This is a genomic window from Thioclava sp. GXIMD4216 (genome assembly GCF_037949285.1).
Lineage (GTDB): Bacteria > Pseudomonadota > Alphaproteobacteria > Rhodobacterales > Rhodobacteraceae > Thioclava > Thioclava litoralis.
Map to the genome: position 1 here is coordinate 1,605,647 of NZ_CP149926.1, position 12,681 is coordinate 1,618,327.

A 12,681-nucleotide genomic window follows, 5' to 3' on the forward strand; every position below is an offset into this window, starting at 1 on the left:
TACACCGCTTTCGACAGTCGCTTCCGGGCGAGGTCGGCGTGGCCGGTGCTGAGGAGCGCAGGCGAGGGGGCGCTTCCAAATCCACGATTCGCTTTGGGTCGTGAGCCGCGTGATCAATCCTCTTTTTCCAGCGGCACTGTTTCTGATTGGAGGGAATGCGTTAACTTCGATCGCGACTTATTTGCGTTGATTTGACGGCATTTCGCCCATGCGCCGATATGTTGAATTGTTTCTAATGTGGCGAAGATTGGGCGCGTATATTGGTGCAAACCCACGGTTTCCGCAATCATGGCGGGGTATTGTTTCGTCAAGGGAAACGGGATTTTGGCAACAATAAGATGGTTCGCGTCCAGATTGTGGTAAATGTGGTGAGTGACGCTTATGAACTTCGTAAGAGAATAAAAATATTGCTTTTTATATTCTCAAGCTTTCGTTATTTCAGGCAATAACGCGACGGAAAGGCGAGCTATGGGGGTAGCGCGCGGTGGCGGGGATCAGGAGGCGCAGCCTTCAGTCCGTTTTCCGGTCCTGCTGGCCCGAAAGGGTCGGGTTCGGTCTGCTTTCATGTCGCCATCTGCCCCTGCAGGGGTGGGCTGAGAGGCGCAGGCATGCGCCATAGGTTGGCTGCTACCGGAGTGAAGGCCGGTTTTGGGTAAGGTTGAGTAGACGTGACAAATACTTATACACTTCAAGCGTGGGATCTTTCCGATATTGCTGCGTCCTCGTCCTGTGTGTTCCCCGATAGCGAAACCAGTTCGAAAAGCGCGGTCGGCCAGTCGTTCACGATCAGCTCCGACGCGTGGGTTCAGTCGATCTCGCTGAGCGATTGCGATGACCGCTTCAGCGATAATGACAGCAACCAGCACATCACCCAGACCACCACGCTGGAAGGCAGCACCTATAGCGCGTCCTCTTCGATCACGCCCGAATACCGCTATGTAGTGACCGATAGCAGCGGCAACAGCATCAATGTCTATGTCTTCGATATCGGTCGCGGAACCGATGAATCCGGCCTGGTTTCCGATGCACCGCTGGTGCCGGGCGAGACCTATACGATTACCAAATATGAAAGCTGCAACAGCAGCTACGAGACGCCTTCGGTGCATTACAGCGATCTGGCGACCTATCCTGACGAGGCCCCCGATCTGAGCGACGGGGTCGTCTATGGCACGGATGGCAATGACCTGATCGACACCGCCTATACCGGCGATAATGACGGCGACATGATCGACAATAATGATGGTCATCTTGACGGGTATACCGGCGACGCCGATGTGGTCGTGGCGGGCGCGGGCGATGATACGGTCTTTTCGGGCGCGGGCGATGACGCCGTCTGGGGCGGCGATGGCGATGATTTCCTCGATGGCGGCGCGGGCAATGATTACCTGTCGGGCGGCGCGGGCGATGACACGCTGGTCAGCGGTGCCGAAGTCGATACGCTTTCGGGCGGCACCGGGCTGGATATGGTCGATTATTCGGCGTCTTCCGCAGGGGTGAATGTCGATCTGGTGTCGATGACCGGCAGCGCGGGCGATGCGGCGGGGGACCAGTATGACGGGATCGACGGCGCGTTCGGCTCTGCCTATGATGACACGCTGACCGGCTACGACCAGCAGAGCACGTCGGGCGATGACAGCTATACCAACGTCTTTTATGGCAATGCTGGCGATGATCTGATTGATGGCAAGGGCGGGGATGACTCGCTCTATGGCGGGGCCGATAACGACACGCTGATCGGTGGCGCGGGCAATGACTATATCGAGGGGAATGCGGGCAACGATTCCCTGACCGGCGATGACGGGAATGACACGCTGATCGGCGATGGCGGCACCGGCACGACCTCGGGCAGCGATGTGAGCGTGGACTGGACGCAGTTCGGCAGCGCGGGCTGTACGCTGGCCTCTGGCTCCTCGTTCGATATGGGCGATGTGAAGGTGACCTTCGGCTTTACCGCGCAGGAGCGTGGTGCCTATGCCAAAGTGACCAATACCAGCGAATATACCGAAAGCGGCGATGGTCTGGACGCGAATAGCGGGTTGATGCTTTACGGGGCTGGCGGCGATTGCAAGGCGGGGGATACCTCGACCACCACGCTCGATTTCTCCTCGGATGCCGAGGGTGTGGCCGATGCGGTGACCAATGTCAGCTTCCGTATCAATGATATCGATTACGCCAATGACACGGCCGGATATCACAAGGATATCGTCACGGTTCATGCCTATGACGCCGATGGCAACGAGCTGGATGTGACCATCACGCCTGCGGGCGGCGCCACGGTGGATGGCAATACCGTCTCGGGTGGGGTGCAGGATACGGGCAGCCTGAACGCCAGCAGCGCGCAGGGCTCTGCCCTGGTGACGGTTGACGGGAATGTGGCCAAGATCGTGATCGATTACGACAATGGCGGCGATTCCGATCAGGCGATCTACCTGAGCGATATCAATGCCACCACGATCGTGGACGAGACCGAAGGCGATGACACTATTGAGGGTGGCGCCGGTGATGATGTCATCGAAGGAAATGGCGGCAACGACCTGCTGAGCGGTGGCGACGGTGCCGACAGCATCTCGGGCGGCGATGACCGCGATACGATCATGGGCGGCGCGGGCGATACCGTTGATGGGGGCGCGGGCGGCGACGATTGGGATACGCTGGATCTGACGGGGCAGGGTGCCTATCGTCTGACCGATGTGACCGAAGACGAAAACGGCAACGGCACCAATGGCACCGTCGAGTTTCTGGATGATGACGGCAATGTCACCGGCTCGCTGAACTATACCGAGATCGAAGAGATCAAGGGAGATGGCATCAACCTCTCGCCGGATGCGGAAAACGACACAGCCACCGTGGCCGAGGATGACAGCGTTATCATCGATGTTCTGGGCAATGACAGCGATCCGCAGGGCGATACGCTGACCGTCACCTCGGCCAGCGCCGAACATGGCAGCGTGACGGTGAATGATGACGGCACGCTGACCTACACGCCGGATGCCGATTATAACGGCGACGACAAGATCACCTATACGATCGACGACGGCAACGGGAACACCGACAGCGCCGAAGTGGCTGTCAGCGTGACGCCCGTCAATGATGATCCGGTTGCGCAGGATGATACGGCAAGCACGGGCTATAACACTCCGGTGACGGTCGATGTGCTGGCCAATGACACCGATATCGATGGCGATACGCTGTCGATATCGGGCACGCCGGTTTCGGAGGATGGCTCTGTAAGCGTCAATAGCGATGGCACGCTGACCTTCACCCCCAACGAGGGGTTCTCGGGGGAAGCGACCGTGACCTATCAGGTCAGCGATGGTCAGGGCGGGCTGGATGACGCGACCCTGACGGTCACCGTCGGGGCCAATCCCAAGGACGGGATCGTGCAGGGCACCGATGGGAATGACACCATCGATTATGCCTATACCGGCGACCCGCAGGGCGACATGATCGATCATGGCGATGCGCTGCTTCCCGGAGAGGTCGGCGATGATGATATCGTCAAGGCCGGCGCGGGCGATGACACGGTCAAGGCTGGTGCGGGCAATGACGAGGTGTATGGCGGCGACGGCAATGACAACCTTCAGGGCAATGCGGGCGATGATGCGCTGTATGGCGAGGCCGGAAATGACGTTCTGGATGGCGGCGCGGGCGATGACACGCTGCTGGGCGGCGATGGCAATGACACGCTGAAAGGTGGCGCGGGCAAAGACCTTCTCGAAGGAGGTACGGGCGATGACAGTCTTGTGGGCGGGTCGGAAAATGACACGCTCTGGGGCGGTGATGGCAATGACACCCTGCAAGGGGCCGATGGCGATGATGAATTGCATGGCGGTGCCGGTAATGACTCGCTCAATGGCGGGATCGACAATGACACGCTCTGGGGCGATGACGGTCAGGACAGCCTGAACGGCGCTGACGGTGATGACGAGTTGCATGGCGGGGCCGATGACGACCTGCTGCGTGGCAATTCGGGCAATGACACCGTTTATGGTGATGCGGGCAATGACGAATTGCATGGCGGCACCGGCGATGACCGCCTGTTCGGCGGCGAGGGCAATGACACGATCTATGCCGATGAGGGCAGCGATTATGTCGAAGGCGGCGACGGGGATGATTATATCGATACCGGCAAGCCGCTTGTCGATGCGCTTCCCGACCGTGGCTATGAGGGGCTCTGGTCTGCTGATAGCGACCCCTATGACGATCGCGATACCGTTCTGGGTGGGGCCGGAAACGACACCATCTTCACCGGTGACGATAACGACTATATCGAAGGCGGCGATGGCAACGATTCCATCAATGCAGGCTATGACGATGACACCGTTCTGGGTGGTGCGGGCAATGACAGCATCATTGCGGGCGAAGGCAGCGATTATGTCGAGGGCGGCGATGGCGATGACACGATTTATGGTGGCATCGGTCCGACCAGCGGTCTGGATGTCAACCTGCCTGACACCGCAGGCGACAAGGTCACCGACAATGGCATGGACACGCTGATCGGCGGTGCCGGCAATGACGTGATCTATGGCGAGGATGACGACGATTCGATCGAGGGCGGCATCGGGGATGATTATCTGGATGGCGGCGTTGATGATGACACTCTCAAGGGCGATGAGGGCAATGACACGCTGATTGGCGGTCAGGGCAATGATCTGCTGGAGGGTGGCGCGGGCGATGACCTGCTGGAAGGCGGCACCGGCACCGATACGGTTTCGGGCGGTGATGGCAATGACACCATCATCGGCGGCGGCGATAATGATGTGCTGCAGGGCAATGCGGGCCGCGACCTGTTCAAGATCACCCCGATCAGCACGACCGGAAACTACAATATCACCGTCGATGGCGGTTCGGATGGCGACGACTGGGATACGCTCGATTATTCGGGGATGATCGCGGCGGGCTATGAAGTCCAGAGCATCGTCAAAAATCCGGAATATAACGGTAATCCGGGCTTTAATGGCCAGATCACCTTCTACAACTCCACCACCCATTCCTATGCGAATGTCAATTTCTACGACATCGAGGAACTGGTGCCCTGCTTCACGCCCGGCACGCTGATCGCGACCCCGCGTGGCGAAAAGCTGGTGGAAGAGCTGGTGGTTGGTGACAAGGTCATTACCCGCGACAACGGCATTCAGGAAATCCGTTGGGTCGGGCGTCGCGATCTGACCAAAGCCGAACTGGATGCAGCAGCCCATCTCAAGCCGGTTCTGATCCGTGCCGGAGCCTTGGGGCCGAACCTGCCCGAACGGGATATGATGGTGTCGCCCAATCACCGTATGCTGGTGGCCAATGCGAAAACGAGCCTGTTCTTTGAAGAGCACGAGGTCTTCGTTTCGGCCAAGCATATGGCAGGGATGGAGGGGGTGGCCACGGTCGAGACCTTGGGCACCAGCTATCTGCACTTCATGTTCGACCGCCATGAGGTGGTTCTGGGCAACGGGGCATGGACCGAAAGCTTCCAGCCCGGGGATCAAACCTTGGGCAGCATGGGCAATGCACAGCGCGACGAGATCTTCGAGATCTTCCCCGAACTGAAAACGCATAAAGGCCTTGAAGACTATCAATCGGCGCGGAAATCGCTCAAGCGCCACGAGGCAGAGCTTCTGAAACGCGCGTGAAAGAAAGGCCGGTTCCCCTGAAGGGAGCCGGCCTTTCCCGTTTCGGGCTTCGGTCAGTCGTATTGCGCCCGATCCCATTGATGTTCTGCGCCTAATAGCACTTTTTTTGCGCAGTTTTATGTTTTATCGCTGTGTCGTAAGAGCTTCACTTTTCACAAAGCTAACCTTAGGGTAACGTTTCTTTAATGGTTCAGAGCCGGGCCGAGCAGAATCCTGGCCGTTTTCTCGTTAATGAGGGGAATAAGATGACGGAGAGTCTTCTCGGCGCGTGGTATGACGCGGACGGCTACGATAAAGATGGCTATGATAAAGACGGATATGACCGTAGCGGTTGCGACAAGGATGGTCATTGCAGGCCCATCACCGGCACCAATCGCTCGGACGTGCTCGTCGGCTCGGATGGTTGTGACGATGTGATCAACGGCTTGGGCGGGAATGACCTTCTTAAAGGGCTCGGCGGGGATGACCTTCTGGATGGCGGCGCTGGCTGCGACACCCTTTTGGGCGGCAGCGGCAATGACACGCTCATCGGCAGCGGCGGCGACAAGCTGTTCGGAGAGCGTGACGCGGACACATTCATCCTCACCGGAGACTCGGCGGGCGACATTTATGTGGATGGCGGTTGGACCGGCAAGGATTGCGATACGCTGCAATATGGTCAGATCCTGAAAGCAGGCTATGAATTGCAAACGGATTGGCATTATCCCGAATTCTGCGGAAATTGGGGGCAATCCGGTGTTCTGAAATTCTATAATTGCGACACCGGAAAATATATCACGGTGCATTACTGTGATATCGAGCATGTCGTGCCCTGCTTTACGCCCGGATCAATGGTGGCCACGCCCTATGGGGAAGTGCCCGTTGAGGAGCTGAAAGCCGGTGACAAGATTCTGACCCGTGACAATGGCGTGCAGGAGCTTGTCTGGAGCGGGCGTTGCGAGTTGGGACGCGAGACGCTGCTGCGCAAGCCCGAGCAGGCGCCGGTGATGATTGGTGCGGGCGCTTTGGGCAATGGCCTGCCCGAGCGGGACATGTTTGTGTCGCCCAATCACCGTATGCTGGTCACCGGCGAACGCGCCCAGCTTTATTTCGAAGAATATGAAGTACTTGTGGCGGCAAAATATCTGGTAGGCTTGCCCGGGATCGTGAGCGCGGTTGTGCCGTCGGTGAGCTATATCCACTTCATGTGCGAGCGCCACGAGATCGCCTTGGTCGATGGGGCATGGACAGAAAGCTTCCAGCCCGGTGAGGTGACGCTGACCACGATGGGCGAGGCGCAGAAGACAGAGATCTTTGCGCTTTTCCCCGAGTTGCAGACAGCGGCCAATCTGACGAATTTCACCTCGGCGCGGCGGAGCTTGCGCCGTCACGAGGCGGCATTGCTGCTTTACGCCTGAGCAATCCCCGCAATCGGTTGCCCCGTTCAAGGAAACGGGGCAATTTTAGATTTTATTAAACTTGCATCCGCATAGTCATCCCCGAACCGCTGTATCAATGGCGCTATCTGGATGGGATGATGGGCTTGCCGAACCTCAACGCGTTTTCCGCCCTTTCGCTCGGGGCCGAGCCTTGTTCGGACGATGTGCTTGTTCTGTCTACGATCGAGCAGGCGACAGAGGCGCGCTTCGCATTTTCCGATTATGACGAGAAGGCGGGAGAGTTTTCTTTTGCAGACCCGGAGGACGGACCGGCGGCGTCCGGCCCTCTCCACGCGCTTTATGCGCTGGGGACGGGGATCGAGGGGGGCTGCCGTGTTTTAACGGCGGACGGGCTGCGACGCTGTGACGAGCTTCGGAATGGCGATCTGGTGATGACGCGGAACGGGTTGCAGCCGGTTCTCTGGGTTGGCCACCGGCATTTGCAATGGCGTGTTTTGGGCCTTGCGCCGCAATTACGACCCAGCCGGATTGCGGCGGGGACATTGGGTGGTGGCCTGCCGGAGGCAGATCTGAGCCTTGCGCCGATGCAAAGGATTGTAGCCGATCCGTCACTGTCCGAGATATGTGGGAAAGATATTGCCACGCGTTCGGCGGGGCTAGAGCCGGTGAGCTCCTGTAACTATGTGCAGATCCTTTTTGCGGACACCGAGGCAATGCTTGTCGAGGGGGTCTGGCTGGAAAGCTATGTGCCGACCCGTAAGAATATCGGCCTGTTGGCAGAAGATGACCGGATGGAAATTCTGTTTCATAAACGGCATCTTCTGGGCTGAACTTTATCTATCGGATGAAGACCGGTAAGCCAAAAAAGGCCGGGCATTTGCCCGGCCAGTGCAGCAGAACCGACAGGGGTAGACGGTTCTCACTGGGGTTCGTTATGGTCTGCGATTAGCGCCAGAACGGGCGTTCCGCCTCGCGTTCGGCGTCATATGTCGACAGACCGATATCCTTCAGAATATAGGGGGGCAGCTCTGCCAAGGCGCGGCGGCTGCGGGCGCGGAACATCCAGAGCATGACCGTTTTCATGATCGACGGTTTCGCAATGTGCTGCGCGGGATGTCTGAAGATGAAAAGGCTTTGCATGGGGCACCTGAGTATTTTGTATTGATACAATCCGATCCTTTCGGTAAAATACTGGTACAATGAGCCTGCTGCCGTCAGCCAGTGAAATATTGTACCCGATACAAGAGAGGTGCCCATGCCCGATCAGGCCCTGCAGTGGAAGCCGCAGCTTTCCAACCAGAAAGGTCCGAAATATCTGGCGCTCGTCAGGGCTTTGCGGGAAGGAATTCGCGAAGGAAAACTGGTGCCTGGGCAGAAGTTACCCACGGTTCGGGATCTCGCTTGGCGGTTGGGGGTGACCCCTGGCACCGTGGCGCGTGGCTATCAGATTGCGACGCAGGAAGGTCTGCTTCAGGCCGAGGTGGGGCGCGGCACGTTTGTATCGATACAATCTGCTCGACTCGGCCCGACAGAGCCGCTCTATTCCAATAGCAGCTACGAACATAGAGAGGGGCAGAATGACGGCGTGGTCGATTTCCGCTCGCCCATTCTGCCGGATGTCGGGCAGGCGGCGGCATTGTCGCGCGCGATGGCCGAAGCTGCGCGCGAAGTGAATGACCAGTACCTGAAATATCCGGGGCTGCGGCGCGATGCCTATTGCCGCGAGGCCGTGCTGGAATGGTTTCCGCCGGGATGCAGTCTACGGTCTCTGGTGACGGTCGAGGATGTCGTGCTGACGCTAGGCGGGCAGAACGGGCTGTCGCTTGTCATGCAATGTTGCCTGCGCGGGGATCGTCCTGTCGTTTTTGCCGAAGAACTTGCCTATCCGGGCTTCCGGCATGCGGCGCGCCTGCATCGTGCGGAGATCCAGCCGATTGCACTGGATGACGAGGGTATGATCCCCGAGGCACTGGACCATGCCGCGCGGCGCTATAATGGCCAGCTCGTCTTCATCACTCCGGATGCCCAGAACCCGACAGCCGTGCGCATGGGCACCGCGCGTCGTATCGCGATTGCCGAGGTGGCGCGGCGGCATAATCTGCAGATCGTCGAGGATGACTGTTACACCGCGCCGGTGACCAATCTGCCCGCGATGCGCACGGTTGCCCCCGAGCGGTCTTGGTATGTGACCTCGCTTTCCAAGACGATTTCGGCGGGCATGCGTTTCGGAATCGTTGTCGCTCCCGATGGCATGGGCGAGGCGGGGCGTCTGACTGCGCAGCATAGCTATTTTGGCCTGCCGCGTCCGGTGACCGATATGGTCACGCGGCTGTTCACCTCCGGTGATGCGATGCGCCTGCGATTTGCCGCACAAGCCGAGATGGACCGGCGTCTGAAGATGGCGATCAATATATTGGGCGCACAGGAGATCACGTGGCAGGAGGGGCTGTCCTTCCTGTGGATGCGTCTGCCGCTGGGCTGGCGCAGCTCGACATTCGTGCGGATGGCCGAGGCCGAGGGCGTGCTGCTGCGCTCGGCCGATGAATATGTCCTGCAAGACGGTCACGCCCCGAATGCGGTGCGCATCGCGCTTTCGGGCGGCGTTTCGGAAGAGCTGATGTGTCAGGCCTTGACGCGATTGACAGTACTTTTGCAGAACCAGCCCAACGATCTTCCGGTATGATTGGCGGATAAAGAGGGGTTTGTGTTTAATATTTAGGCGTCTGCCGTCAGATAGGGCTTAAAATACTGTGCTAGGGCTTTCCTCCGCTTAATCGCTATGCTTTCGTCAAGGAAAGCGCGTCAGATTTTGGGAGATTCATATGGCGTCATCCTCGTGGAGGCGGAGCGAGACCGCCCAGGGATATTTTACGCTCAGCCCGGTTTTGCTCTATGCTCTGGTGATGCTGGCTGCACCGTTGCTGACCATCTTTGCCTATTCCTTCTTCAAGGACGGGTATCTGACGATCATCCATGAATTCACGTTGCAGAACTATATCGACGTCTGGAAAGACCCGATCTTCCGCGCGATCCTCCTGCGTTCGGTCATTGTGGCGCTGATCGTCACGGCGCTTACCGTGGGCACGGCCTTCCCCATCGCCTATTTCATTTCGTTCAAGGTCGCCCCCTCGCGCAAGAGCTTCTGGCTTTTTCTCATCACCATCCCGTTCTGGACGTCCTACCTGATCCGCATCTTCGCGTGGAAGGTGATCATCGGCTATAATGGTGTGATCAATTCGGGCCTTGAAATGCTGGGTCTTATGGGGCCGGGCCATCTGTTCGAAGAGCCGTTCCGCATGATGGGCACGGTTCCGGCGATTGCGGTAGCGCTGGCCCATGCCTATGCGCCCTTTGCTATTCTGCCGATCTTCGTGGCGCTGGAAAAAATTGACCGCTCGCTTCTGGAAGCAGGGCGGGATCTGGGCGAGAGCTATTTCAACAGTTTCCGCCGGATCACCCTGCCGCTGGCCATGCCGGGGGTGGTCGGGGCCGTCCTGGTGGTCTTCATTCCGGTGATCGGCGATTACGTCGCGCCGGAACTGATCGGCGGCGGCAAGATGCCGATGGTCGCCAATCTCATTCAGGCACAGATGCTGCCTCTGGATAACAAGCCGATGGGATCTGCCATCACCATCTCGGCTATGGCCGTCGTGGCGCTGATCGCGGCGCTCTTCGTTCTGGCAAACCGGAAATATCTGCGAGGCCCCAAATGAAACTCTCGGGTCTGAAACTCTATACGGTTCTCTATCTGGTCTTTCTCTACGCGCCGATCATCCTTTTGCCGGTCTTCGCGTTCAACAATGGCACCATTGTCGCTTTCCCGCTGACGGGATGGACCACCCAATGGTTCGCCGCAATGGCCGAAAACGATACCCTGCGCCGTGCTTTGGGCAATTCACTGGTCATCGGCCTGTCCACCGCGATCCTGTCGACCGTGCTGGGGCTCTTTGCGGCCCGCGCGACCACGCGGTTCAAGTTCAAAGGCAAGGGGCCGGTGATGGGCTTCATCATGCTGCCTCTGGTGCTTCCGGAGATCATGATTGGCGGCTCGCTTCTGATCGTGCTTCTGGGGATGGGGGTGAAGCTCTCGATCCTGACGGTGATCTTCGGCCATGTGCTGATTGCCACGCCCTACGCGGTCACCATCCTCTCGACGGCATTCGCCTCTCTCGATCCGTCCTATGAAGAGGCCGCCTATGATCTTGGCGAAACCAGATGGTCGACCTTCCGTCTGGTGACCCTGCCTCTGGTGCTGCCCGGGATCATCTCTTCGATGCTGATCAGCTTCACCATCTCGATGGATGAATTCATCATCGCCTTCTTCCTCGCGGGCAACGAACCCACATTGCCCACTTATATCTTCTCGCAGCTGCGCTTCCCCAAGGCCGTGCCGGTAATCCTTGCCCTTGGCACCTGCCTTGTGGCGGCCTCGATCGTGCTGCTGACCATTGCCGAATATTTCCGACGCCGCGGGATCGCCAAGACCGGTGGTAAGGATCAGGGAGGTTTCCTGTGAACAAAGTCAAAACCGATGCGAAACCGATGATCGAGTTTCGCGATGTGCAGAAATACTATGGCGATTACCATGCCCTGCGCGGCATCAACGCCACCATCCGCGAAGGCGAGTTCTTCTCGCTGCTCGGTCCCTCGGGCTGCGGCAAAACCACGCTTTTGCGTACCATTGCGGGCTTCGAGGATATTTCCTCGGGGGTGGTTCTGATTGACCGCAAGGATATGGGCTCCGTGCCGGCCAACCGCCGCCCCACCAATATGGTGTTCCAGTCCTATGCCATTTTCCCGCATCTGACCGTGGCCGAAAATGTGGCCTTCGGTCTGCGCCGTGACCCGCGGACCAAGCTGGAAAAAGCCAAGCTCGTCGAGGAGGCGCTCGAAATGGTCGGGCTTGGCGGCTATGGCAAACGCGCAGCCCATGCGCTTTCGGGCGGCCAGCGCCAACGTGTGGCTCTGGCCCGCGCGTTGATCCTCAAACCCAAGGTGCTGCTGCTGGATGAACCCATGTCGGCGCTCGACCGCAAGATCCGCGAGCAGATGCAGGTCGAGCTGATCAAACTCCAGCGCGAATTGGGCATCACCTTCGTGCTCGTGACCCATGATCAGGAAGAAGCACTGGTGATGTCGGACCGGATTGCCGTGATGTTCGAAGGCGAGATCGCCCAGCTCGACGATCCGGAAGAACTCTACCGCCGCCCCAAATCCCGCCGCGTGGCCGAGTTCATCGGCGCGATGAACTTCCTTCCGGCCCATATCGAGGACGAAACGGAGGGTCGGATCGCGGTCATGGTCGCAGGGCTTGGCGCCTGTCACCTGCGCCCCGATCAGGTCTCGCATGCCCATGACGGGCAGGTCTCTGTGGGGTTCCGCCCCGAAACCATGACAATTCTCTTCGGTGACCAACCCGCGTCAGGCCGCGAAGCCCCCGCAACCATCGAAGAAGTCGTCTATTATGGCGACATGACCTATTACGATGTCCGCCTCGATGGCGTCGAACAGACCGTGCGCCTGTCGATGCGCAATGTCTTCGGACGGCCGGTGCTGGATGTGGGCGCGCGGACCCGTATCGCATGGAACGAGGGCGCGCTGATCCTGTTCCGCTAAACCATCATCCTATCACAAGGAAAAACGGCGCGAAGCTCTGCCTTTCGCGCCGTTTCCATATCCAG

General features: G+C 58.8%; 8 protein-coding genes. 7 read left to right on the forward strand and 1 reads right to left on the reverse strand.

Translation table 11 applies throughout. From position 1 onward, the window contains the following. The first annotated feature begins 668 nt into the window (after window positions 1-668). The 3 genes from WDB88_RS08015 (at window position 669) to WDB88_RS08025 (ending at window position 7,830) form a co-directional block, all read left to right on the forward strand. Complete coding sequence (locus tag WDB88_RS08015; RefSeq protein ID WP_339107152.1) at window positions 669-5,621, forward strand: Hint domain-containing protein; 4,953 nt, start codon at window positions 669-671, stop codon at window positions 5,619-5,621. A 245-nt stretch (window positions 5,622-5,866) separates the two neighbouring features. After that, entirely contained in the window at window positions 5,867-7,018 is a 1,152-nt protein-coding gene (locus WDB88_RS08020; protein WP_339107153.1) for a Hint domain-containing protein, read from the forward strand. Window positions 7,019-7,143: 125 nt separating this feature from the next. Continuing rightward, entirely contained in the window at window positions 7,144-7,830 is a 687-nt protein-coding gene (locus WDB88_RS08025; protein WP_339107154.1) for a Hint domain-containing protein, read from the forward strand. Window positions 7,831-7,945: 115 nt separating this feature from the next. On the opposite strand, the gene WDB88_RS08030 is transcribed toward WDB88_RS08025, so the two are convergent. Then, a complete protein-coding gene (locus tag WDB88_RS08030; RefSeq protein ID WP_339107155.1) occupies window positions 7,946-8,083 on the reverse strand; it encodes a DUF1127 domain-containing protein in 138 nt (45 codons plus the stop codon). 172 nt (window positions 8,084-8,255) lie between these two features. Between WDB88_RS08030 and WDB88_RS08035 the strand changes: the two genes are divergently transcribed. From WDB88_RS08035 to WDB88_RS08050, 4 genes are all read left to right on the forward strand, one after another. Beyond that, complete coding sequence (locus tag WDB88_RS08035; protein ID WP_339107156.1) at window positions 8,256-9,683, forward strand: PLP-dependent aminotransferase family protein; 1,428 nt, start codon at window positions 8,256-8,258, stop codon at window positions 9,681-9,683. 139 nt (window positions 9,684-9,822) lie between these two features. After that, the gene (locus tag WDB88_RS08040) at window positions 9,823-10,713 is read left to right on the forward strand and encodes an ABC transporter permease (RefSeq protein ID WP_339107157.1); all 891 of its coding nucleotides are present in this window, start codon (window positions 9,823-9,825) and stop codon (window positions 10,711-10,713) included. Continuing rightward, the gene (locus tag WDB88_RS08045; protein ID WP_339107158.1) at window positions 10,710-11,516 is read left to right on the forward strand and encodes an ABC transporter permease; all 807 of its coding nucleotides are present in this window, start codon (window positions 10,710-10,712) and stop codon (window positions 11,514-11,516) included. Before WDB88_RS08040 ends, WDB88_RS08045 begins: the two co-directional genes overlap by 4 nt. 26 nt (window positions 11,517-11,542) lie before the next feature. Then, window positions 11,543-12,616 (forward strand): ABC transporter ATP-binding protein, encoded by a 1,074-nt coding sequence (locus WDB88_RS08050; protein WP_339109501.1) that lies wholly within the window; start codon window positions 11,543-11,545, stop codon window positions 12,614-12,616. Window positions 12,617-12,681: the final 65 nt, after the last annotated feature.

What these genes read in the sequence shown, in the direction of transcription:
- WDB88_RS08020 (WP_339107153.1), top strand. Translation starts at nt 5,867, where the DNA reads ATGACGGAGAGTCTTCTCGGCGCGTGGTATGACGCGGACGGCTACGAT.
- WDB88_RS08030 (WP_339107155.1), bottom strand. Translation starts at nt 8,083, where the DNA reads ATGAAAACGGTCATGCTCTGGATGTTCCGCGCCCGCAGCCGCCGCGCC.
- WDB88_RS08035 (WP_339107156.1), top strand. Translation starts at nt 8,256, where the DNA reads ATGCCCGATCAGGCCCTGCAGTGGAAGCCGCAGCTTTCCAACCAGAAA.
- WDB88_RS08040 (WP_339107157.1), top strand. Translation starts at nt 9,823, where the DNA reads ATGGCGTCATCCTCGTGGAGGCGGAGCGAGACCGCCCAGGGATATTTT.
- WDB88_RS08045 (WP_339107158.1), top strand. Translation starts at nt 10,710, where the DNA reads ATGAAACTCTCGGGTCTGAAACTCTATACGGTTCTCTATCTGGTCTTT.
- WDB88_RS08050 (WP_339109501.1), top strand. Translation starts at nt 11,543, where the DNA reads ATGATCGAGTTTCGCGATGTGCAGAAATACTATGGCGATTACCATGCC.